Origin of the sequence: Flavobacterium chryseum (assembly GCF_004362015.1) — a bacterium.
Lineage (GTDB): Bacteria > Bacteroidota > Bacteroidia > Flavobacteriales > Flavobacteriaceae > Flavobacterium.
On record NZ_SNWW01000002.1, the window covers coordinates 24,578 to 49,597 of the forward strand.

At 35.9% G+C, this 25,020-nt stretch carries 18 protein-coding genes and 1 pseudogene; 5 read left to right on the plus strand and 14 right to left on the minus strand.

Features of this window, described 5'->3' with window-relative positions; all coding sequences use genetic code 11:
* Nucleotide 1: 1 nt before the first annotated feature.
* The 3 genes and pseudogenes from EV143_RS03880 to EV143_RS03895 all read right to left on the minus strand — a co-directional run bounded on the left by EV143_RS03880 (nucleotide 2) and on the right by EV143_RS03895 (nucleotide 6,217).
* Complete coding sequence (locus tag EV143_RS03880; RefSeq protein ID WP_133506671.1) at nucleotides 2-4,282, minus strand: Ig-like domain-containing protein; 4,281 nt, start codon at nucleotides 4,280-4,282, stop codon at nucleotides 2-4.
* A gap of 42 nt (nucleotides 4,283-4,324) precedes the next feature.
* Nucleotides 4,325-4,792 (minus strand): annotated as a pseudogene (locus EV143_RS03885) (RICIN domain-containing protein).
* A gap of 711 nt (nucleotides 4,793-5,503) precedes the next feature.
* The gene (locus EV143_RS03895) at nucleotides 5,504-6,217 is read right to left on the minus strand and encodes an alpha-L-fucosidase (RefSeq protein WP_317128063.1); all 714 of its coding nucleotides are present in this window, start codon (nucleotides 6,215-6,217) and stop codon (nucleotides 5,504-5,506) included.
* 1,140 nt (nucleotides 6,218-7,357) lie between these two features.
* Between EV143_RS03895 and EV143_RS03900 the strand changes: the two genes are divergently transcribed.
* Complete coding sequence (locus EV143_RS03900) at nucleotides 7,358-9,355, plus strand: GAF domain-containing hybrid sensor histidine kinase/response regulator (protein ID WP_133506672.1); 1,998 nt, start codon at nucleotides 7,358-7,360, stop codon at nucleotides 9,353-9,355.
* Nucleotides 9,356-9,494: 139 nt separating this feature from the next.
* Here EV143_RS03900 and EV143_RS03905 read toward each other — a convergent pair whose 3' ends face one another.
* Nucleotides 9,495-10,160 carry an IS6 family transposase gene (locus EV143_RS03905; protein WP_133506673.1) on the minus strand — a complete coding sequence of 222 codons (666 nt, stop codon included), beginning with the start codon at nucleotides 10,158-10,160 and terminating at the stop codon, nucleotides 9,495-9,497.
* Nucleotides 10,161-10,656: 496 nt separating this feature from the next.
* Nucleotides 10,657-11,157 carry a glycosyltransferase family 2 protein gene (locus EV143_RS03910; protein ID WP_243739785.1) on the minus strand — a complete coding sequence of 167 codons (501 nt, stop codon included), beginning with the start codon at nucleotides 11,155-11,157 and terminating at the stop codon, nucleotides 10,657-10,659.
* Nucleotides 11,158-11,196: 39 nt separating this feature from the next.
* On the opposite strand from EV143_RS03910, the gene EV143_RS21420 reads away from it, so the two are divergent.
* Nucleotides 11,197-11,589 (plus strand): adenylate/guanylate cyclase domain-containing protein, encoded by a 393-nt coding sequence (locus EV143_RS21420; protein ID WP_243739786.1) that lies wholly within the window; start codon nucleotides 11,197-11,199, stop codon nucleotides 11,587-11,589.
* A gap of 123 nt (nucleotides 11,590-11,712) precedes the next feature.
* Here EV143_RS21420 and EV143_RS03920 read toward each other — a convergent pair whose 3' ends face one another.
* Nucleotides 11,713-12,192: a YybH family protein gene (locus EV143_RS03920; protein WP_133506675.1), complete on the minus strand. Its 480-nt coding sequence runs from the start codon at nucleotides 12,190-12,192 to the stop codon at nucleotides 11,713-11,715.
* A gap of 929 nt (nucleotides 12,193-13,121) precedes the next feature.
* On the opposite strand from EV143_RS03920, the gene EV143_RS03925 reads away from it, so the two are divergent.
* On the plus strand, nucleotides 13,122-14,096 hold the full coding sequence (locus EV143_RS03925) for a hypothetical protein (RefSeq protein WP_133506676.1): 975 nt from the start codon (nucleotides 13,122-13,124) through the stop codon (nucleotides 14,094-14,096).
* Nucleotides 14,050-14,634: a hypothetical protein gene (locus tag EV143_RS03930; RefSeq protein ID WP_133506677.1), complete on the plus strand. Its 585-nt coding sequence runs from the start codon at nucleotides 14,050-14,052 to the stop codon at nucleotides 14,632-14,634. Before EV143_RS03925 ends, EV143_RS03930 begins: the two co-directional genes overlap by 47 nt.
* A gap of 602 nt (nucleotides 14,635-15,236) precedes the next feature.
* Here EV143_RS03930 and EV143_RS03935 read toward each other — a convergent pair.
* On the minus strand, nucleotides 15,237-15,662 hold the full coding sequence (locus EV143_RS03935) for a DUF2141 domain-containing protein (RefSeq protein ID WP_243739787.1): 426 nt from the start codon (nucleotides 15,660-15,662) through the stop codon (nucleotides 15,237-15,239).
* Between the two features lie 18 nt (nucleotides 15,663-15,680).
* Nucleotides 15,681-16,739 (minus strand): NAD-dependent epimerase/dehydratase family protein, encoded by a 1,059-nt coding sequence (locus EV143_RS03940; protein WP_133506678.1) that lies wholly within the window; start codon nucleotides 16,737-16,739, stop codon nucleotides 15,681-15,683.
* A gap of 213 nt (nucleotides 16,740-16,952) precedes the next feature.
* Here EV143_RS03940 and EV143_RS03945 point away from each other — a divergent pair, with 213 nt between their 5' ends.
* Nucleotides 16,953-17,504 carry a TetR/AcrR family transcriptional regulator gene (locus tag EV143_RS03945; RefSeq protein ID WP_133506679.1) on the plus strand — a complete coding sequence of 184 codons (552 nt, stop codon included), beginning with the start codon at nucleotides 16,953-16,955 and terminating at the stop codon, nucleotides 17,502-17,504.
* Nucleotides 17,505-18,001: 497 nt separating this feature from the next.
* Here the strand turns inward: EV143_RS03945 and EV143_RS03950 are convergent, their stop codons facing one another.
* The 6 genes from EV143_RS03950 to EV143_RS21730 form a co-directional block, all read right to left on the minus strand.
* The gene (locus EV143_RS03950; protein WP_133506680.1) at nucleotides 18,002-21,052 is read right to left on the minus strand and encodes an efflux RND transporter permease subunit; all 3,051 of its coding nucleotides are present in this window, start codon (nucleotides 21,050-21,052) and stop codon (nucleotides 18,002-18,004) included.
* 9 nt (nucleotides 21,053-21,061) lie between these two features.
* A complete protein-coding gene (locus EV143_RS03955) occupies nucleotides 21,062-22,150 on the minus strand; it encodes an efflux RND transporter periplasmic adaptor subunit (RefSeq protein ID WP_133506681.1) in 1,089 nt (362 codons plus the stop codon).
* Between the two features lie 11 nt (nucleotides 22,151-22,161).
* Nucleotides 22,162-23,493 carry a TolC family protein gene (locus EV143_RS03960; protein WP_133506682.1) on the minus strand — a complete coding sequence of 444 codons (1,332 nt, stop codon included), beginning with the start codon at nucleotides 23,491-23,493 and terminating at the stop codon, nucleotides 22,162-22,164.
* A gap of 55 nt (nucleotides 23,494-23,548) precedes the next feature.
* The gene (locus EV143_RS03965; protein ID WP_133506683.1) at nucleotides 23,549-24,166 is read right to left on the minus strand and encodes a TetR/AcrR family transcriptional regulator; all 618 of its coding nucleotides are present in this window, start codon (nucleotides 24,164-24,166) and stop codon (nucleotides 23,549-23,551) included.
* Between the two features lie 88 nt (nucleotides 24,167-24,254).
* Nucleotides 24,255-24,449, minus strand: coding sequence for an SDR family oxidoreductase (locus tag EV143_RS21720; protein WP_243739810.1), 195 nt, complete (start codon nucleotides 24,447-24,449; stop codon nucleotides 24,255-24,257).
* 28 nt (nucleotides 24,450-24,477) lie between these two features.
* Complete coding sequence (locus EV143_RS21730; RefSeq protein ID WP_410503698.1) at nucleotides 24,478-25,020, minus strand: SDR family NAD(P)-dependent oxidoreductase; 543 nt, start codon at nucleotides 25,018-25,020, stop codon at nucleotides 24,478-24,480.

The window sequence follows — 25,020 nt, forward strand, 5'->3', positions numbered from 1 at the left end:
ACTATTTCACAATCAGTTTTTTTGTCACATTAAAAGTGTTAGAACTAATTGTAACAACATAGAGCCCAGCAGCTAAATTATGATTGATTTTTCCAGAAGAATTGAGTTTGTTTACCAGAACCTTTCTTCCACTTATATCAGTAACAGTGACAGTTGCAATTTCACCCGCTTTCAATTCCGGGAATAGAATATTAAATTCATTGTTAATTGCAGGGTTTGGATAAATACCAATCAACGAATTGCTTTCGGTATTTATTTGTTCTTTAGTGACATCATTTTTAGCCGTTGTAGAAGATTGAAACTGCCATTGGGCACTATCCCAATTATTCTGACCTCCATTGTACTGAGCAGAACCTGTTTGATTTTCAACATGAATCATAGCGCCTGTCTGCCATCTGTTTCTAATTCTTACCCAAGTACCATCCACATTTTCATTTAACCATTGGGCACTCATCCAAGTAGACAATCCGGCAGTACACTGTACCGCTCCTGTTAAATTTTCGATATGCATTACATCTCCGGTAGCTACATTTTTTAGCACAAAATAAGTGGCATCGACCGCTACTTTTTCCCATTTGTAATTGTTGTTGGCAACAGAAGCTCCATAACCTACATTCGCACCGGCATCATATAAATACGTATTGGTCCATTTATTTTTAATGGTAAAGTAGTTTCCTGTAGCTGTAGCTACGGTTATTGCAGCCGTACTTGTTTTATTTCCATCGGCTGTAGTTACTGTGATTGTTGCTGTGCCATTAGCAACAGCAGTTACCAACCCGGAACCATTTACAGTTGCTACACTACTATTATTAGACGCATAACTAACGAATTTATTACTTGCATTAGATGGAAGAATCGTTGGCGTTAATTGTTGTGTTCCTCCAACTGCTAATGTCACAGAAGTTGGACTAAGACTAACACTTGTTACTGCCACATTCGATGTATTTACAGTTATCGCAGCTGTAGCTGTTTTCGCCCCATCTTGTGTAGTAACCGCAATAATTGCCGATCCTGCACTAACTGCAGTTACTAATCCGGAACCATTGACAGTTGCTACACCAGTATTATTAGAACTATACGTCACGGTTTTATTTGAAGCATCGGAAGGAGCAACCGTTGGTGTTAATTGTTGAGTTCCTGCAACGTTTAAAGTCGCAGTTGTTGGTGAAATTGTTACCCCAGTTACAGCAATTGATGTTCCAGGTTTGGTATCAGACCAAGTGTTATTTATATACCAGCCCGTTTTGTTTCTGTTTAAATCGGCGGTTTGATTCGTGCCATCATTGAAGATAAGATTGGTTGCCGTTATATTGGTGAAAGTATAACTGTACCAGCCATTACCAGCGTCGGTCATAGTCACTCCAGGCCAGGAAGCATCTGCTAATGTTCCGGTAGGCATTGCGCTCCACCAATATATTTTTATTGCTGTTCCCCAAGTTGCAGGTCTGAAAAAGTTAACTGTAAAACTTGAATTTGAGTTTGTATTTACAGTGATTGCGGCTGTAGCAGTTTTTGCTCCATCTTGTGTAGTTACCATGATAATTGCCGATCCTGCACTAATTGCAGTTACGAGCCCGGAACCATTTACAGTTGCTACGCCAGTATTATTAGAACTATAAGTAACGGACTTATTACTTGAATTCGATGGCAGAATCGTTGGAGTTAATTGTTGTGTTGTGCCTACAGCTAATGTTGCCGAAGTTGGACTTAGACTAACACTTGTTACTGCAACATTAGATCCATTTACAGTTATTGCAGCAGTAGTTGTTTTCGCCCCATCTTGCGTAGTTACCGTAATAGTAGCAGAACCAGAACCCACTGCAGTTACCAGTCCTGCAGCATTTACAGTTGCTACGCCAGTATTATTAGAACTATAAGTAACCGTTTTATTTGTAGCATTGGCCGGAGCAAACGTTGATGTCAATTGTTGTGTTGCACCTACATTTAAAGTCACAGTTGTTGGATTAAGACTAACACTTGTCACGGCAACATTTGATGTATTTACTGTTATTGCAGCAGTAGCTGTTTTGGAACCATCTTGTGTAGTTACTGTAATAGTAGCAGAACCAGAACCCACTGCGGTTACCAACCCGGAAGCATTTACAGTTGCTACGCCAATATTATTAGAACTATAGGTCACGGTTTTATTTGTAGCATTTGCTGGAGCAACTGTTGATGTTAATTGTTGTGTTGCTCCTACTGCTAATGTTACGGATGTTGGACTAACCGTTACTCCAGTTACCGGAACATTGCTCACCGTCACGGTGCAGGTTGCAGTTTTTCCCTGATCAACTGTGGTTGCAGTGATGGTAGCTGTTCCTGAGGCAACCGCAGTTATTAAACCAGATGCACCCACTGTAGCTACAGAATTATTACTGGAAGAATATGTGACAGCTTTATTTGTAGCATTGGATGGCGCTATTGTCGGTGTGAGTTGTTGTGTTCCGCCCACAGCAAGTGTTGAACTGGCCGGAGTAACACTAACCCCTGTAACCGGAACTGCAGGTGCTGAATTAATTATAATATTATATCCTTGCTGACCTTTGTAGACAAGCGCGGGTTCTTCCAGTCTTGAGGTTACCAGATTGTTAAACGTTGTTGTACCATTGCTCGAGTAAGAAAATATTGCATATCCACCTGAAGGCGCTGCAAATGCAGATTTGGTTTCCGTATCAAGGCCCGTGCCGTCAATGATAAGGTTATCAAATTTAATGTTGTTGATTGTATTGGCTCCGAGAATAACACCATGACGTTGTGCGTTGGTGATTGTATTATTCGTAAAGGTCATATTTTGAATAGGCCCCATAGCATCGTATAATTCGATGGCACCTTTTTCCTGATTTACCAGATCTGTACTTGTGCCACAACTGATTATTGTGTTTTCATAGATCCGCATATCGGTGTTGTTTTCAAACTTATAACCTGAAAACTCAGTTGTAAACCTGATACCTGAACCCGCAACGCCATCTTTAATATAGTTGTGATGAATCTTGTGATTGCTTCCACCGAATATACCGATGCTTCCTGCGCGCCAGTTATTTTCAATCGTATTATTTCTAAACTCGAGGTTCTTGCATTCTACGGTGTTACCCATATCTTTCGCTGACCAGCTTGCAAGACCATCGTCACCATTGTTACGAACAGAACAAAATTCTATTATTGAGTTACTAGTACCCTGGCAGAAGTTAATACCATCAGCGTAGTTATTACGAATCCGGCAATGGGATACGAGTAAATTTGTAGTATGTTGGAGGGGAATTTGGTCATAGTCACCAATCCACATCCCGCATTCAAAATGCTCGATCCAAAGTCTTTGCATCTTTGAGTTCGCTCCATACTCACCCATAAAGGCTTTATATACGCGATACACACCGTTTTCCCAACGTATGTTATTGTTTGTACTAAAGTATATATCTGAAATATCCATGTCGGTTCCCGTAGACATCATACCGCCGCTAAAAAATGCATTTGTAGAATAGTGAACATTAGTATACCACATTCCCGCTCCTTTTATTCCGATGTTTGATGCACCTACGCGCCAGCAAGCTGCTAAGGTAAATTGTCCTTCGGGAATATAAATACCAGTGTTGGCTGCATCTGCTTCTGTGATAGCCGCATTAAAAGCTGCCTGATCATCAATGCCATCATTTGGAATTGCACCTTTGTCAACCACTGAAACATAACCGGATGGTTTACCTAAAGGGGCCGGCACTTCTTCGACTTCAATAAAGTCAACACCGATTTCAAGACCGCCTGTATCTTTTTGAATTTTGACAACATCACCTGCATTCAGTTTTGTAGCGAGTCTGAAATGTATTTCATCAAACCGCATGAAGGTGAGTGCCTTTGGACCTTGATTGCTGGGATCGTGCTCGTACATATTAAAATATTGCCAAGCCCAGTAAGAGGTCAGGTTGATTGTTTTCACCAGCACATTGTTTACATACAAGTTGAGCGATCCGGTTTGTCCTGTCGTACCGGCATCGGGTAATGTAAAGCGCATATTGACACCTGCGCCAGCATTTGTCATCGTCCAACTGATTGATGAACCGTTGGAAGGAAGACCTACATATTTCTGATCAGAAGCTTCACTTGCCATTTGGCTCATGATATATTCAGGAGAAGAATATAGCACAGCTCCGTCTCCCCTTGTGGCACTTTCAGATTCATATCGTTTGTAAGGCACGTCATAGGCACCGCGTGGCAATCCATCGCTTTGTGCGTGGGTTATCAGTGGACAAAATCCGAAGAGAACCAATAATAGAATTATAATTTTTTTCATGTTTAATTTAATTTAAATTACATTCAACGGGTTAAAAAAAGACTATTTCACGATCAGTTTTTTAGTTACATTAAAAGTCTTAGAACTAATTGTAACAACATATATTCCCGATCTTAAATTATGATTGATTTTTCAAGAAGAATTCAGTTTGTTAACCAAAACCTTTCTTCCATTGATATCCGTAACAGTTACAGTTGCTGTTTCGCCGGCTTTCAATTCTGAGAATAGAATATTAAATTCATTGTTAATTGCAGGGTTTGGATAAATACCAATTGCAGCATTATTTTCGGTATTTATTTCTGTTTTGCTACCATCAATTTTCGCCGTTGTAGTCGATTGAAATTGCCATTGGGCGCTATCCCAATTGTTCTGACCTCCATTGTACTGAGCAGAACCCGTTTGGTTTTCAACATGAATGATAGCACCTGTTTGCCATCTGTTTCTGATTCTTACGGCACCATTTGATAATTTTGCCACGTTTGCCTCATACCTTTTCATAAACCGCATCATAATAGCCTCGTTGTGAATATATATTTGAGGTTATAAAAGCAAAAAAAATTATTAATAAATGATAATATTTGCGTCTTTTAAAAAAGACAGTAGGTAATTGATTACTCATAATTTTGGTTTTTGGGTTAATAGTCTTATTCAAGCGTATTTCTTTTTTCTAAAATCATTCCTTAAAGAATTACCAGATAATTAACAGACACTTCATCTTTATTTATTTGAATAAAAATGGTGAATTGAAATTTAGTGTTTGAAAATTAGTCCGTTATCTAAAGAACAATAACAAAACTAGACTTAAAAGAAAAACTAAAAAAAAGGTAGATTAAGAATCAAGATTTAAATAACGTAAAATTGAACTCAATAAACTAATATACAGTTACTTACACGTTATTTTAATAAATAAAAATCAAGAGAAAGTATAGATAAAGTTGCTATTTTTAAGGCAAATGAAATAGGAATATTAAAATTTTTTAACATTATTATACAACTTAAAACAAAATATCAATGTTTTTTTATAAATTATAAAAAAATATTGCTTCAAATCGAAAATACAATAATTAATCCTGATTAATAAAATACAGTTGTTGATTATCATTTACAATTGCCATTAAAGCATCATAAATATATTGAGATAACAAAGCGCCTCCTTCTATATTTATCAAATCAATATCATCTTCGGGTGTATGATATTGCGGTGGCCTCCTGTATGAAAACCTAGGTTGCGATAGAAGACTTATAAAATGAAACATGATCAGATCCCCCAACTTCACCGGCGTGTATAACAGGATTAAGGGCAACAGCATGGTAAAACCATCCTGGCCTAATGGACACATCTGCTTCTCCCTGAACCCATTTTTCTCCATCTTCATGTCCTGACATAAACTCTGTATAATGAACTTTTCCTGCCAATTCATCTTTCTGACGTAAAAGACTCCAATATGTTTTTCCGGCCCGACCTTCTTTATTCCCAATCCATCTGGCTTCTGAAGGTCCAACTCCCAATACTAAAGTTTTGAGTGCTGTTTGGTAAATTAGCTTATACGTTTCATCCCAATTATAATAGTCAAGGGTGTTTATTTTTCGGATTTCATTTGCTCCGGCATAGTAGCCTTCTCCGCCATTTGCGCCGTCAAACCACATTTCGAATACATACCCATAATTAGTAAGCAATTCTTTTAGCTGATTTCTGAAATACGTAATATATTCCAGTTTGCCGAAGTCATCATGATTTCTATCCCATGGAGAAAGATATTGTCCTAATTTTAAATCATATTCTTTGCAGGCTGCTGCTAATTCTTTTATAAGATCTCCATTTCCATTTTCCCAAGGAGAATTTTTTACAGATCTTTCTGTATAAGCTGATGGTAATAAACAAAACCCATCATGGTGATATATCTCTGATACTGGATTAATCCTACCTAAAACAATATGGAGATAATATCTATTTGCTGCAAAAAGTTAAGGCGGTTTTAATAAAAAGAGGTTTACGATTTGCTTTTTTGGCAGTACATTTTCCTTCGATCCCCGACAACACATCCAAACCAAATTCATAAAGCCAATCAAAGACAGCTACTATTTGTAGTAAGCCATTCTCTTTAAATCATCGATAAAATGTATAGAAATTTGTCCAGTCGAGGTCACTACAGCCAAATGGCGTCAATTGAAGACAATTGACGCCTTATTTTACCTAAAAAACTTTTAATGAACATATTAGTTATTTTTTTTTGTTTTCGTTTCCTTTTTTATAAGACATAACAACCAGAAAATATCCTACGAAAAAAATACTTTATTTTTACACCTCCTGTAAATTAGAAATACAACAATTAGGTTCAAATTTACTTTCTCCAAAGACGAAATTGCCCCGCCGCCGCAGCCCTAGCCCCGATAGAAGTGGAAATCCTTTTGTGCGAGGGTTCGGCACAAAAGATTGCAACGAATAGCGGGAAAAAGCTCCAAAAAATAGAACTATATACAATTCATTACATAATTACTCCGAATTAGATTCCTGTAACAATTACCAATACCAAAAAGCGAAGCAATTGGGATACACATCCTCTGGGACTATAAAAATTAAAGATGAGAATTTTATAATAATTATTAAGCAGGCTATAACAACTATTAGTCAAGAAATTATATCTTTGAAGTTGAACAGATGCCTATAATGTAAGCAGATGACGATCCTTTAAATAGTTTTGCAGTACAGCCTTTAGGCACAATCAAAGTGAAGCATTAAGGCTCTTTAATAATTAAGTAAACATAAAATGGAAGATTATGTTTATGGACACCCCGCCTGATGCATTTTCTGTATTTGGCGGGTTTTTGCAGATTACCCGGACCATGTAAGGCAGCACTATGCCCTTCACTCTTTGCAGGTGAACTCTTAATCCACTTTCCGCAGCTCTTGAAAAACATTAACCAAATCGCTTACTATCTTCAAGAAACAAAGTGTCTTTCTCTCATAATCTCAATTTGAGCGAATCCTGAACTGAAAATTATATAAGACACTGTTGTCCAATATATAACGCCAGAAAGAACTGCTTTGTGTAACTTACGATTTAATTTTAGGCTATGGAATCTCCCGATATACCCGTTTCGCAAAATGAATCCGAACGTCTTGACGCCTTAAAACGCTATAATATACTCAAAACGCTCCCCGAGCATGCCTTTAACGATGCCACCGCCTTGGTATCCTACATCTGCGGGGTTCCTATCGCCTACATTACCTTTATTGGCCAGAACAGGCAGCTGTTCAAATCGGAAATCGGCCTTGACGCTTCCAAGGGGCCGCGGCAGATCACCTTCTCACGCTATACCATCATGGATACCAGGCTGGTCGAAATTCCCGATACGCTCCTCAATGAGCGTTTCAGGGACGATCCCGATGTCACGGGAGGCCTTAAAATCAGGTTTTATGCCGGGGTGCCCCTGACAACCCCTGACGGCTATAACATAGGGGTTTTGTGCGCCGCGGACAATATCCCACGGGAACTCAACGACAGCCAGCGCACCGCACTTTTGATTGTCGCCCGCCATGTGATCAACACACTGGAGCTCGGTACCAAAAACAGCGAACTGGCCCGCCAGAAAAAAATAGCCCAGCGCGCCGTTGCCGCCAAGGAGAGTTTCCTGGCCAACATGAGCCATGAGATCCGGACACCCCTTAATGCCATTATCGGTTTTACGGAACTCCTGGCCGGCACCAGGCTCAATGAGCAGCAAAGCAGTTTTGTGAAGGATGTACAGACGGCAGGGGATAACCTGCTTTTGATTGTCAATGACATATTGGATCTTTCCAAGATTGAATCCGGCGGACTTACCCTGGAACTCCAGCCCTTTGATTTAAAAAAGGCGCTCCGGCACGTCTACGACCTGCTTAAGGTAAAAGTTCCCAAGGAAGTGGAATTCAACCTATACCTGGATGCGGAACTCCCCGACATGGTATCCGGGGACCAGGGAAGGCTCAATCAGATCCTGATGAACCTGGCTGGAAATGCGCTGAAATTCACCCAGGAGGGTGAAGTGAACATAGCCGTAAAAAAAACAGGGCAGACCGATGAGGAGTATCTGATCCGGTTCTCGGTGAAAGATACTGGCATCGGCATCCCCGAACAGCAGCTTAAAGCCATTTTCGAGCGCTTTACGCAGGCCGAGCAAAACACTACCCGAAAATTCGGGGGCACCGGGCTCGGGCTCAGCATTGTAAAAGAGCTGGTCGAACTCCATGGCTCGTCTATACAGGTCAAAAGCCAGGAAGGCGGCGGATCGGAATTCTTTTTCACGGCCGCCTATAAGAAAACATTTCAGCAAGCAGGACAGCAGCAAACCCAGTCGGTCAACGACCTGGGCAGTCTGAGGATACTACTCTGCGAGGACAACCGCCTAAATCAGAAACTAGCGCAGAACGTAATTGAGGGATTCGGTTTTGAAATTGACATTGCCGAGAACGGCGAACAGGGCATTGAACTGCTCAGAGAACATCACTATGATCTGGTCCTGATGGACCTTCAGATGCCGGTGAGCGACGGCTACCAGACCACTAGCTTTATCCGCCGGGAGTTAAAAAGTTCCATTCCCATTATCGCTATGACCGCGCACTCCTTTGTCGGGGAGCAGGACCGCTGTTACGATGCCGGCATGGACGGTTACGTTCCCAAACCCTTTAAGCAGCACGAACTGCTGCAGGCGATTAAAACCGTCCTGAAAAAAGAACCGCGATCCGCCAGACGGCCCAAGGCCGACCTTTCGCGCATTGAAGAAACAGACCTTATAAAACCGGGGTGGAAAAAAGAAGTGACCTCCAAGTTTATCGAAAAAGCCCCCATTGAAGTGCAGGAATTTGAAAATGCCATTAAGGCTGGTGATTTCCAGACCGTACTGCATCGCGCAGAGCAGCTTCAAATCTGGATGCACCTGTTTCTTCTGGAGAGTCTAAGCATGCATTTAGCCGGCATTGAGCGGGAGGCCATCCAAAAGAAATTTACCGCCCAGACAGCAGACAGTATGGAAATACTGTACTGCAGTATAAAAGAAATCGTACAGGATCTTCAGAAACAGGAAATTGCCTAGTACCACGGTAACCCCCGCAATATCTGTAAAGGTAAACCAATGATTTTTGATTTTATTGAAAATAATTTAGATAGATATAAACTTTGGGGCTCTGTCGCACCTGTTAGAATCAAATATAAATATTTAAGTAATTTAAAAGTTAGCATGCTAATTTACAGAATGATTTAAACATATTTGTCCCAGGTCCAATCATCTGATTCTTTCTTAGCATATGCACAACTTCAATTCCACCCAATGTTCGTCTTGATGATTCAAAGTTTTTAAATCCTAGCCCGTTTTGTATCCTCCATTTTATAAATCGATGGTCCTGTTCTACAATATTGTTGAGATATTTACACTGCCGAATTTTTATCTTTGAGAACGAACGCTTGTTATATACTTTGATCGCTGCGGTATTAGGACCGCTTTTATCAATGTTCCTTACTCTTGGCAGGCAGTTATTACTAATCGCTTTAATTAGAAAAGACTGAGCGCTCATTCTCTGTCTTCTTCTGGTCAAAAGAAAGTCTACTGTATTGCCTAATTTATTTACCGCTCTATATAAATACCACCTAATACCTTTTACTTTGATATAGTTCTCATCCAACCTCCAACCTGCCCCCACTCTACGCTTTCTCTTCTTCAGCTCTGAGTCAATCAAAGGTGTAAACTTACAAACCCAACGCTGAATGGTGGCATGATCCACAATCACTCCTCTAATTTTCATTATTTCTTCAACATTGCGGTAACTACGTGTAAATCTTAATTTGAAATATACTGCCTGAAGAATTATGTATTTTGGATAACAATGACCTTTGGTATTCATTTTTTGATCGGTTTAAAGTTCTAAAGATAAAAGTTATTCCCAGATGCGACAAACCCAAATTAACGACCTTAATGAGAAATTAAATAATCTAGAAAAAAAATTACGGTTCTCTCGCATGAAACATGAAACAGATAAAATAATAGCTTCGTAAATGTTTTCTGTAACTAGTAAGCATATTATCGACAGTAAATAACAGATTCTAAACTACAGACTCTATATTTTCAAAATCCCCGCTATCTTCATATTGTAATATAAGAAGTTAGAACCAAAAACATTCAAATTCCAAACTTATTTTATAAGTTTACCTTGCTCAGCCCTGCTATTAAATTAGTCCGTGAGCGCTGGTGTAAACCAAGATTAAAATAAGGGTCGTGTACCTATAAGTTCATAATTTAATATAAGATTCTAAAGAAATTTCAATCTTATTTCTTACTAAAACCTTTTCGAGTCATTTCGCCCCATCCATTATTGCCCATCAGTTTTTCTTTATAACCCATTAAAGAAGCATAAACTGCAAGGGGATAAAATAAAATGGTTCTATAAAAGCAGCTAAAAGCAACTTAAAAAAATCACTTTGCTTTGAATATTTGTGGTACGTTCGCTCTTCACTGTATAAGGCAATTACCGAAAACATAACAGCAAAAAAGTAAACAAAAAGTATCAGTAAAAAGAAGGAATACCAATTAAGCAGTCCAAAAATAATAAACAGAATTGTTAGTAAAAGACCTGTAAATTCTATTGCCGGAGCAAGAAATTCAAATAACATCCAATAAGGTATACTAAGCATGCCCAGCATTTTATACTTTGGATTTAGGAACATTTTTTTATGAAAGCCCAGAGTTTCAATTGTGCCTCTCATCCATCGGCTGCGCTGTTTTTTAAATATTTTGAAATCTTCCGGCGCTTCGGTCCAGCACAATGGGTCAGGTATGTAAGAAACAGAGTAAGGCATCTTGTTCTCCATCATATAACGGCGCATTCTAACTACCAGTTCCATGAGTATTCTGGCGAAATATATCAGTATGCTGGAGATGAAATGATAATATCTCGGAGATTAGAAAAAGGAGTAAAAAACAATACTTGTATACGGTGCTTTTTTGGTATGAAAGAATCGTTAATGGACAAATCAGTTGCCTATAAAGAGAAATATGGCTTAACTCCACAATTTAAAGCAGGATTACATTGTGGAAAAGTTACAACTGGAGAAATAGGTGTCTTAAAAAAAGAAATCATGTTTACCTGTGATGTACTTAACACAACAGCACGAATTGAAGGGCTATGTAACAATTATGATTTAGATATTTTAGTATCTGACTCAATTACTGATAAGCTTGACCTTAGCCTTTACTCCAAGGTAGAATCAGTAGGAAAAAATACCTTGACGGGTAAAGACGTACAATTTGAATTATTTACATTGTATCACATATAATCAAGAGAAAATAAATCATCAGCAAGCAATATGAATTTCGCAAGGTTTTCTCGAAAAAACAAAAAATTAGGATCAATCCCAAAATGGCATTGTTTTCCAAATCAATAGCCAATATCTTTTGTATTACTTAATTCCGTCATTAAGCTTTGCGTTTTGTCCGGCTAAAATAAGCCATATGCCATCTTTTTTTGTCAAAATGATTGTTCTGCGAAATTCAAACGTTTGTCCAGGAAAACGTGTATCGCCTGAAAGACCAGTACGAATGTGAGAAATGGCTACATCAGGTTTTACAAAAATTATGTCTTCTACAGCACGAGTATAATAATGAGACGATTTGAAATAGCTTGTATGAACAATTTCATAATGATTCTGAATGTCCTCTTTCCCAATATAATATGCGCCAAACCAATTGACCCAAGTTGCATTATTATCGTAATTATCTGCAAGTCCTTTGGGATCATGTCTATTCCACGCTTTTTCGTAATTTGTCACAAGTTGTTTTATCGCGTCCTTATCATTTGCTGTATCAACTTGAGCAACAACATTTTGTAGTGTAAATATAAAAACTAAAGTCATTGAATAAATTGTAAAAATCTTATTCATAATTAAGTTAATTAGAGGTTATTTAAAATATCTCAAAACGTCAGTCTATGAGAAAACCTAATTTGAGTAGTCTCAAATATAGCAAAAAAAACTGTTGGAGTTGATACCTTTTTGCCGCAAAAAGCTAAGGCCGTTTTAATAACAAGAGATAAGGATTTGTTTTTTTTCGCTTCATTTTCGATCAATCCCCAACAGGACATCCAAACCAAATTGTTGAAGCCATTTAAAGACAGGTCCTACCAGTAGTAAGCCAACCTCTTTAAATCCTCCATAAAATTTATAGTAATTTGTCCCGTAGAGGTCACTCTTAAAAAAAAGTTAAAATGAAAGTTTTAGCTTTTTTTTTGCCTCTTTTATTCATATTTAACCAGTTAATACGTCTAAAAAACAATGATTTGATTGTCCTGTCAAGTTAACCCTACTTGATTCAAACCGCTTCAAAAGCCTTTAAATATTATACTTGCAGAAATTCCTTGTCTTAATGTTACATTCAAGAAGCTGCAGAAATTTTAAGCTTTCTAAAATTCATGGCAAACGGAGTAGTAAAGAAGTATTTAAACGAATAAGAAGATAATTATTTATCATGGTAGTTATAATCAACATTTCAGAAATTGGTGCAGGCTTTCATCATTATTTAAATCTTCCTCTACATACCTGCTATTATTAATTGTTACTCAAAGGACTTTAAAACTTGATTTATTTCTTTACAGACAATTGTTGTTTTACTCTAAAAAAGGAAGACATCAGAATAAAGAACGCGAATACTAATACGATAATAAAAAATGTACCCATGATAACATTGATTTATGTTTATATGATGTAGTAAATTACGAATTTTATGGTGATAAATAATTATTTTTTATTTTGACGATTTTTTTTGTTAATTTTTATTTTATTTTTGAGGTAAATTAAAATAAAAAACAAAATTTATGAAAAAAATACTTTTATGTATTGCTATTTTTTCTACAATTTATATATCTGCACAAGCGGTAATTGTTGAAGAAAAATATGAAGATAGAAATGAACCAATTACTTTTCAATACCTACCTAATTCTAAAAAAATTGTAGTTTATAAAGGTTCGCCAATTTCAATGTCATATTCTTATATAACTACAAATGCTTTAAGCTTTGATGTCAATGGAAAGAAAACTGTTCTTTTTGAAAATGAAAAGTTAATGAGTCCTACATTTTCAGTCACAGAGAATACTTATAAAGCAAACGATGCTACACAAATTAAGAAGGCTAATTATAAATTTTTTCAGGATAAGAATGTTTTCCCCGTTAATTATGATACGCTCGAAGATCTAAATACCCATTATTTTGGACGATATGATTATAATAGCGTATTATGCGCTGTTGAAAATAGATCGTCAGAAATGTTTTTTGATGCTTCTTTCAATGATTCTCATGATTTTGGTTTTACAAATCAAAAACAAAAAGGTACAATTAATTTTGAAAAAGATGATATTTATTTAGAAAGCATTGAAATCACTAGCAATGCAAGGAAAAGATTTAAGTTAGAAAAACCAAATTTATCTCTATTAAAAGGTGATGCATTTGCAGAACAAGATTATAAAACATCTTTTATTTGTAAATTAAACGGTAATGAAAATTTTGATATCATTACAAAATCTGTTTCTGCAGATTTTCAAACTACTATATTATACAAAACAACTTATGATTTTGTAGGCAAAAAAATAAATGAAATATCTCTGACATTAAAACTTAATAATAAATTTTTCATTGCATCAGATAATTCTGGAGGACCAAAGGGTTTTGTGTCAGCTGACGAAAACCCAGGTAATCCTTTCACAGCTGCTGCAAAAGGTTTAGGAACATTATCTGTGAATAATTATTATGAAGATAAAAAGACAGGTGATATTTTTTGTTTACGGAGCTTTTAGTGAAAAAGCAACTAAAATAATAAATGGAGTAACTACTCCAAAAGGTTTTTATGTTTTTAAGTTTGATAAAAATGGTACTAAATTATGGGAATCTATTAATGCTATTGCTAGTAAAGATTTTTTTGAAAAAACACATACAAGTTCTAGACTACAGATTAATTTATTGGAGTATAAAAAAGATTTAATTTTTTCAGTTTCAGTTAATGATTTTACTGAATTTTCATATTCTACAAAGGTTGATAAATTGACTGGATCTATTTCAAAAATTAATTTTATTGAGTATAATAATACAACAAGTAATTTAAAAAATAAAGCTTTTATAAATAATAGCTATGTTAGCGATGAATTTAAAAATAAAGTTTTCTCACAGATGACTTTTGTAGCTATGATTGTAAATCCTAATGTAATGAGTTATGTAAAAAGTGTATCGAAAGATGGTAAAAAATTATATTATGAAAGTATAATTTGTGATGAGGGTATTTGGTTAGTAGAAACAGATAACAAAGAAAGTTATAAAATTTTATTTTTTAAAGACTAAAAAAAGCTCCCATTTTGGTAAGAGTGGTCTGAAGAAATTTCGGCCACTTTATATTATAAATACTTTTGCCGGATCTCCGCCTGCGAAGATAGGAAATAAATCAATTTTTAGCTTCGGTGGAAGAATATAAACAAGTAGACACATATTTTTTATTTTCATCCAAATTAGCAAACATAATCATCAAATTTTGACCTGAATAATCTCAAAACTAACATTTAATTTTGTAAATAACTGAATTAAATCTTCATTTAAAGATTGAGTTAATATTCGGATTTAATACTTGAAATTGATCCAATAACAAATTAGTGAAATCAATTATTTAACATTTTTCAAGATTTAACCTCTGCAATACATACAAACCGCATTTGAATAAAAATATAAAATAATTATCCTACAAATTTACTTGAAAATAGGCTAATTTCTTTAAATCGTTCATAAAATGATTTGTAAATTGTTAAGTAACCGTCACAACAGCCAAAAGGCGCCAATTGAAGACAATTGGCGCCTTTTTTTATACCTAATCACATAACTAAAACTTACGTTTATGCATGGGCAGCAGAGAATATAACAATAAGTAATTCCCATAACTGAGCAAGGGTCTTCTATTTAACAATCAATACAATACTGGTTTTAGCATACTGGTTGATTGCAATTTTCACATCATCAAAATTAGGTGCTGAGAGTTTTGGTTTATAATTTTTAGAAAATCCAAATCCTTCTGTCGGATAACCAATAATATTTCTATCACATTTTCCGTTATTATTTAAGTCTTGATAAACAGCAATAGCATAATCGCCATCCGGTAGGTTTTTGAACGTGTAGACCACTTTATTTTCTGTAGCTTTTACTTTTGCGGTGGCAATCTGTGACTCATTATCAAGAAAGCCTTTCTCTTTATCGTACAATCCAAAAGAAACAGATCCTTTGCCGAGTTTTACGCCCGATACTTCAACGCTGAAATTATGTTGTGCAAACAGTGCCGAATTAACTGTTACAAGTACTATCAAGATTATCATTTTAATTTTCATAAGTAATATTTTTAGGATTTATAATAGAACCTTTTCTAGCTTCTCTTTCTCTAATTGGTTAAAAAAGTGATTCATCTTTTTTACATTCCCTTTTTTAAACGCCTGGTAGGGTTCTGATTGTGAGAGCAGCCATTTTTTTATCATACTTTTAAAAATGAAGGTGATTTTTTTTTGGAGAGGATAAATTTTCTGGCGGACCATCTCGAAATAATCATTCAAATTTTGCTGTCGAAAACCTAGAATATTATCTAAATCTTCACCATCTTTTAAAATACCACAGTGAAAATTTTTCTCTGCAAAAGCCTTTTGTGGAAAATCAGCTTTGCCTAAGCCAAATTCAGCAAACATTTTGTCTAGAAAAGATCCATAAGTAATAACACAATCCTCTCCCCCTCCCAAATTGAATATTTGCTTCTCTAGTTTTTTTTGGTTTTCAATTGCTTTAGCAAAAGCTCTGCCCGTATCTTTTGGCGTGCAGATTTCCATTGGTGTATCCAGCGGCATATGAAACATCAATTTGGATATCTTATGATTCCCCATAATTGCAGCCAGACGAAAAATACTCCATGATAATTTGGATTTCCCAATCAACGACTCACACAACACTTTTGTTTCTCCATACTGATCACCGGGACTGGGCTGCAAAATATCAGTGATACTTATCTGGGGATTCTTCATCCGATCACCATAAACTGAAATACTGGAACTAAAAATCAAATAACAATCCGGTGAATTCTTCTCTAAAGCGTAAATAAGATTTTCGGTCCCTCTCACATTGACACTGTAAGCCATCTCTGGATCTATATCTGCAAGAGGTGGAATGACAGCTGCCAAATGGATAGCTACATCCTTATTTTGGGCAACTTTTAGCACTTCTTCTCTATTGCTGATGTTGCCATACATAATCTCTACACGAGATCGAAAGGGAGCCAGTTTTTTTACTGAATTTTGGGTTTTTAAATCAAAAACCGTTATTTCATAATCCGTATGCTCAACCAGATGCTGTAAGGTTTCAAATCCTACAGTTCCAGATGCACCAGTCAGAAGTATTTTTTTTCGTGATATCTTATTTTCCATTTTTTTTAATTTAACATTTGTCCTTTTCAATCCGCTTAAATTTTGATTAAAAAGCTATATTTGTTATACAATATGTTCAATATTTAACTTTGTGTTCTTTTTGATTACTACGTAAAACTATTAAAGAAGAATGTATTTGCTGTTTCAAAAAAGGATTCTACTGTACATTAGCGAACAAAGAATAATGCTTTTGTAGCGTATGTAAAATAATTTGTGATGGATTTAAGAAAAGACAGAAGGGTTCAGTATACTAAAAAAATATTGCGTGAGGCATTATTTAGTTTGCTGCACGAGAGGGAATTGAGCGAAATTACCATAACCGAACTGTGTAAAACAGCCGATGTCAACCGCAATACATTTTATCGGCATTATAATATTCCGCTGGATATAGTGCTTGAAATAGAAGATAATGTTTTTGAAAAACTCTCAGTAGTTTTGCGTAAAAGTACCAATATGGATGATGTGATACTGCTCAGCTGCCAGTTACTGGAAAGTGATAAGCAGATGAGCAAAATTGTGTTTACCAAAGCAGATGGAAGCGGAATTCTGTCGCGAATCCTGAGAAGTGTTCGGACTAATTTTCCAGTTGAAAATCAAATAGAACTTACCGACGAAGTAAAGCCTTTTGCTGAAATGGCATACCAATTTGGCGAAAAAGGAAGTATTGCTGTGATCAAAAATTGGATCGAAAATGATTTCTCTGTTCCTGCTGAAAGTATTGCACATATGATAAGTTATCTGGTAAATAAACTCAATAAATTATAGCAATTTTTATAAGCCATCAATTCTAATCGAATCTCTCAAAGCAAAATAAACAAATATCATGGATTTTAAAAACGAATTGTTTAATCTTCCTTAACGAATAACCTGAAATTACTGTTTTACTCTGGAATGGAAACCTTTTTTGCCACAAAAGTTAAGGCGGTATCTTTTACATTAATTAAATAAAGTAAAAAATATCAGAGTACATTTTGTGCAAAATCAAAAATAAAACGATATCAATTTTCTCTCAATCCCCAACAGGACATCAAAACCAAATTCTTTAAGCCAATGAAAGACAGGAGTCACATATGGTAAGCCAATCTCTTCAAATCTTCCATAAAATATATAGAAATTAGTCTCGTCGAGGTCACAACAGCCAAATGGCGCCAATTGAAAACAATTGGCGCCATTTTTTTTATATACCCTACTAGCAAATGGTTTGACTCGTTTCTGCTTTTTTTTTTTTAGAATTGCAACAAAAAAAACTATTTTCTGTTTCCTTACTTCTTTTCAATACTTGGCGGAATCAATTTATACATCACCGGAGTTACAATTCTTGATAATATTGTAGAACTGATTAAACCGCCAATTAAAACAATGGCCAATGGTGTAATCAAAGGATTTGAGTTTAGCGCAATTGGAATCAAACCACAAATTGCAGTAATGGATGTCAGTACTACCGGCAGAAAACGCGTTTCTCCTGCAATGGCAATCGCTTCATCGATCGAATGCCCTTCCTGTCTCAACTGATTGGTAAAATCTACCAGCAGCAGCGAATTTTTGACCTGTATCCCGGAAAGACCTATAAAACCGATAATGGCAACCAACGACATCGGACTTCCGTTCATAATAAGTAAAAGTACTCCCCCTAAGATTCCCAATGGTATAATCGAAAGCACAATAATAATTCCTTTAAAAGTTTTAAACTGCAGCAGTAAAACCGCAACAAACAAAAAGGTGCTTAAAATAATTACCGCCAGAAAATTACCACCCAGCGCATCTCCTTCGGATTCTTTTTCACCTGATAATTTGTAGTAATATCCTTTTGGCATTTTCAATTGATCCAGTTTTGGAACAATGTGCGTCAATAAATCATTGGCATAATAACCTTTTGCTGATAAAGCGGTTACTTTTGAAAAGCGTGATTTATTAAAATGATTAATTGCAGTTGGAGAAGTTTCAAACGAAATTTCAGCAATCTGGTTCAGTGCAATCGGGGTTCCCTGAAGGTTATTTACGTACAGGTTTTTCAAAGCATCAAGGTTCGAAAATTTATCACGGGGCAATGTCAGTGTAACATTTCTGGCATCTCCCCTGTCATCTATATAATCGCCAACCGTTAATCCAGCTACCGAAAGACGGATTACCTTATCCACATCGCTCGTTAATACTCCCAGTGTTCTGGCTTTTTCTTTATTTATTTTAACTTTAACATCTGTCTTATAAGTATTCAACTCGTTGTTAATGTACACGGTTCCTTCCTGATTTCTAAGAATAGTTTCTACCTGTGAAGAAAGCTTGCGCAGCACTTCCTGATCTTCACCAAATAACCGCACTACAATATTGGCTTCTAAGGGTGTTCCCTGTTCAAAATCTTTTACCTCTACTTTTGCGTAAGGCATAGTTTTAAATTTAGTTCGCAGTTCTTCAATCAAAGCTGTTTTTTCTGATGGTTTTGCTTCATCTTCTAGCTGGACAAAAATCTGTGCAAAATCCGGTTTTCTGTCCTGTGGATGCACATTGTAATAAATCTGCGGATTTCCCTTACCTACATTGGAAGTGTAATACACGATTTCTTTATGATTTTTTAACTCTGCTTCTACAATTTTGGTCACGCGGTCACTTTCTGAAATATTGGCCTGAAGTGGTAATTTTATATTAATAAGAAACATTGGTTTTTCAGAAGCTGGGAATAATTTAAAACCAGTTACTTTAAACAATCCAAAAGCAGTGATGCTTAAAACGATAGAAATGGCAATAGTTGTTCTGGGATATTTTAAGGCTTTTGGCATAACATCACGGTACGCTCTGGTCAGGAACTTTTGCAGATACTGAAGAAAAATATTCCCTCCCGCATGATCGTGTGTTTTTAAAAATCGGCTTCCTAAAAACGGAACCAATGTTAAAGCTACAATCATCGATGCCAAAACACTTGTAATGACAGCCATTGGCAGACTTCGGATAAACTCACCCGAAACATCCGGCAGAAAAGTCAGCGGTAAAAAAGCGATAATAAGTGTTGCAGTACAGCCTACTACAGCAATTCCAATTTGTCTGGTGCCTTTAAGGACTGCATCCATTTTTGAATGTCCTTCTCGCAGCCACCGTTCTATATTTTCGACTACCACAATACTGTCATCAACCAGTAATCCCAAAGCTACCACCAGACCAACGATACTCAACTGATTTAAAGAAAAGCCAAAAGCATTCATTGCAATTAATCCTAATGCGAGCGATAACGGAATAGAAATCATCACAATTCCGGAAGCTCTTAAACCTAATGGAAGCAATGTAACAATTACCAAAAAAATTGCCAGCATAAAATCAAAACCTAAATGTCCCAGACGCTGCGATACCATATTCGCCTGATCAAAGTTTTTTACCAATTTTATGTTTGACGGTAGTTCTTTAGAAAATTCATCTACAATTGGCAAGAATTCTTTTTGTACATCGGTAATGTTTACATTGTCTTTCATTCCGGCTGTCACGAGCACACAACGGTGTCCGTTGATGCGCGTAATATGATCGACAACCTGAGACTTATAGCCTACTTCGGCTACATCTCTCATGTAGATTATTTTTCCGTTCGCATTGTAAATTACCGTATTGGCTACATCATCGGCATTTTTAAATTTACCGCTGGTTTTTACATTAAATACTTTACTGCCTAAGTCTATGCTTCCTCCCGGAATATCGGCTGCTTCGCTTTGTAGGCTTCCGATGACCACGTTTAACGGAATTTTTAGCTGTGCCAGTTTTTCCAACTGTAAGTCAATGCGAATTTCCTGCTCCGGAATTCCGGCATATTTTACATCTTTAAGATTGGTTATTTTCTCAATTTTAGATTTAAGCTTATCCGCTTCATCGCGCAGCTTTTTGTCTGACGCATTTTCAGAAACCAAAGCCACCTGAAGGATTTTTACATCTGATGAAGCAATTTTTTCGGTTTTTATCTGATAAATATCTTTGGGAAGTTCGCTGTTTTTAAGCGCATTCATTTCCGTAGAAATCTCCTGATATTTGTTATCAACATCAACGCCGTATTTAAATTTTACCTGAAAAGCAGCAACACCGTCTTCTACTGTGGTTAATATTTTTTCGATATTTTCGAGTCCGTAAATTTTGTTTTCGATCGGTTTTACGACCTGTTCCTCCATATCTTTCGGATTTGTGCCGGGATAAATTACCGTAATTAAATATTGTGGAGGATGTGTTGCAGGATCTTCAGCCCTTGGCATTGTAAACAGGGTAAGATAACCTACCACAGCAACCAGCAGAAATATAATCAGCGTAAACTGATAATTCTTAACAGCAAAGTTTGTTATTTTCATGATACTGAATTATTTAATGATCTTGATGGTTGATTGTTCGTTCAGATAAGCACTGTTGGAGATTACGATCTGATCTGTTTTCTGAAGACCTTCTTTGATGAATACTTTATTGTTCTCAAATTTATTGATTATTACCGGTTGGCGTTTTACTTTGTTATTCTCTACAATAAAAACAAACGCTTTGTTTCCGTCTGCCTCAATAAGCGAATTGTACGGAATGATCATAAAATCTTCTGAGTGTTCTGCATTTATTTCGGTTTTTCCAAACATTCCCACTGCTGGTTTGTTTTTGTTAAGGCTCAGTTTTAATTCAACCTGAAAAGAACCCAATGCTGCATCTGCCGCCTGCGATTTTCTAAAAATAAAAGCACCAAATTTTTCGTCCGGATAACCGTCAAGTGTTACAGTGGCTTTCTGTCCTACTTTAACCGCAGCCCATTCTTTGTCTGTCAATCCTACTTTTAGCAGATAATTATTGTTCTGGCTCGTTTCATTTATAGCCAGAATTGGCGCTCCTGCGCCGACTATTTCTCCTTCGTTTGCTATTTTTTTCGAAACAAATCCATCTGCAGCCGCATAAATTTTAGAATAACGTGCATTAAAAGCAACAGCATCTTTCTGTTTTTTAGCAATGTCAAGACCTGTTTTTGTATTCTGAAGCTGTTCTAATGTGTAAACACTGTCTTTGTAGAGATTGCCTGCTCGTTTATAATCACGTTCGTACTTTTTGAGATTCAGATCAGTTTGGTTTAAACCGGCATTAATTTCTGTTTCGTCTAACGATGCCAAAAGTTGTCCTTTCTTAAAAAACTGTCCTTCTTCAACATAAATTCGATTGATGATGCCTCCGATTTTAAATCCGTAATTTGCCTGGTTTTCTGTTGTTACCAAACCCGATGCGCTTATGGTATTCTTAAGGGCCAAAGATTGAACTGAGGCTGTTTTAATCGGAATAACATCTGCGCTTTCAAAGGGTAAATTTTCTTTTTTTTCTTCTTTACAGGCGTAAAAAAGCGATAGAACAAGCAGTAGAACCAGGCTTTTTCTACTATCTGGTATAAAACTTCCTTTTAGGTATTTTTGAATCTTTGATTTCATTTTTTTTGTTTTTAGTTAAAAGTAAAAGTGGCGTTGGCTCTTTCTAATTCCGCAAAAACAATCCAGGAATTATAAAGCGAAATATTGGTGTTAAGCTGTGCATTTACCCATTGGTTCTGCGCATCCAGAAGCTCTATGTAAATGGCCTGGCCTTCTTTGTATAGTTTGGTAATATCGTCGTTGTATTTTTTGGCCGACTGTTTTTGATTTTTATCTGCATAAAACTGCTCCAAGGCCGATTTTAGATTGTTCTGTGAAATCTGAAACTGAAGCAGTAATTGCTGTTTGACATTATCAGTCTGGGAACTTATTTTTTTCTGATCCTCTTCGACTTGTTTCAGTTTATACTTGTTTTTATTTCCCGAAAAAATATTCCACTCTAAACCCACACCGGCAAAATAATACCGTGATTGCTTATCAACTTCAAATTCAAAATCCTGAATTCCGAAATCGGCAAAACCATTTACTTTTGGCAGCCAGTATGAATTGGTCAGTTTGCTAACATTTTCATTGATTTCTTTAGCCTGCGTCAGCTTTTGCAATTCTTCTCTATTTTGGGTATTTTCTGAAATGACTTCTATTGGCGGTACTTCACTCTGATCCGTTTCTATTACGGTATCAAGTTTTTGATTCAATAAAAAATTAAAATATGATCTGGCATTATTGCTGGTCTGTCGCGCGGTTTCTAAATTGGCCTGAATGCGGATTACCTCATTATCGCTTCGTAAAACGGCAGTTCTGTTTATTTTTTCATTTCTAAATAAAGCCTGATTTACCCTTTGATTTTCTTTTACCAAAGCCAAAGCATCTTCATAAATCTTAATTCCTTCAACCGACTGCAGGTATTTGTAATAAGCAATTTTAATTTCCTTTACTAACTCTCTTTGGTAGATTTCGAGTTCTATTTTTTGAAGCGAAGCCTGCTGGGTTTTGATCCTTTTATTATAAATAATTTCAAAATTTAGCAATGGCATCGTGGTATGAATTTTAGCATCATAAAAATTATCCGGATTTATCAAAACCGACTGATTTTCTAACATTGGAAAAGCGTTAGAATTGGTAATCTGATTTAAAGTAGTGTACACCGGATTCAGCATATCTCCAATAGGAATATCGATTGTCCTTCCGCCTTCTGCTTTTGTGTAACTTCCATTTAAAGAAACTGTTGGATAAAATAAAGCTTGTGCTTCTTTTAAGGCATACATACTTTTATTTATGTCAAAATTATGCTGCCTGATTACTTCGTTATTTTTTAAGCCTGTCTGTATATAACTTTCCAGCTTGTTCTGTGCATACCCTAAATATCCTAGACAGAGTATTGCAAAAGTTAGTTTAATTTTCATTTATTGTACATTGTTTATAATTTGAACTATGTTCATTTTTTTGATTAAAAAATTTTTAAAGCTTTTCTATCATTTTTAAATATTCATTGTATCCGTCATACAAAATGGTATCCGGATTAGTAAAATTTACGTTTTTAATTCTCTGGTGAATTTCCAGACAGCACATACCATGTACCAAACTCCAAACCATAAATGCCAATGGTTCAGCGCTATGACCTTTAAAATATCCTTTATTAATACATTCTTCAATAGTTTTTTTAACTAATCCAAATGCTGTACATCCTTCGTCCCAATCTTCATTCTCGGACTCTTTGAGGAATTCTATTGGCGCTTTTAGATTAAACATCAAATCGTACATTTCAGAATTTTCGATGGCAAATTTAATATAGGTAAACCCCATTTTCCTTAATCTTTCCTTCGGATCTTCTACAGTATATAACTCCATAAAATAACTATCTAATTCCTGAAAACCTATCGTGTGAAGATCATGGAGAATATCGTTTTTATCTTTAAAATAAACATAAACAGTGCCTACACTGTAGTTAATTTCTTCAGCAATGTTTCTTATGGTAGTCTGTTCAATTCCTTTTTCAACAAAAAGCTTTTTAGCACCTTTTAATATCAGGGCTTTTAAAGCTTCTTTTTCTCTTGCTTTTCTATCTACTATACTCATACTTATCTGTTCCAGACTTACTACTGACAAAGATATAAAATAAAATGAACAACGTTCATTTTATTTTCAGTTAAATATTTTATATAAATTAAGATTGCAATCTGGCCGTAATGCCTTTATGATTCAATAACTTGTAAGCTAACTTTGGTAAAAATCTATTTAACAGATAAATCGCTTTTGTATCGCCAACACGAATAGTGTACGTATTGTTTTTTAATCCTTTTATCAAAGCATCAATTAGCACATCTGGTGTTATCGATTTACCTTCCATTCCCTCAGACATATTTGTTTTTACCAACGGGGGCAATAATTCAAATATTTTTATGCTGCTTCCAATTATCTGTAAATGATCTCGTAATGCTTCGGTATAAAAACGTACTGCAGCTTTTGATGCTGAATAAGTCGGTACAAGATTGGACGGCGTGTAACTCAATATCGATGATGTATTGATAATAGCTGCTTCTTTTCTGCTTAAGCATATTCAGAAAAAGATCATTTAAGAGAATAACTCCTAAGTAGTTAGTATTAATTTCTATGGCAGCTTTCTCAAAATGTTTTGAATTACTGAAACCTAAATTATCCTGGCCATTCATAATTCCGGCATTGTTATAAAGTATATCGATACCACCCATTTCATTAATTTGATTGTACAAAGCAATCGCAGCTTCCTGGCTGGACGCATCACTTTTAATGGTCGTAATGGATGGATGCATTTTTTTGGCAAGATCTAATTTTTTCTGATCTCTTCCTGTAATAATTACTTTAGCGCCTTCTGTAATGAATTGTTTTGCTGCCTCTAATCCTATTCCGGCAGAACCACCGGTAATTAATATTGTTTTTCCTTTTAATTCCAT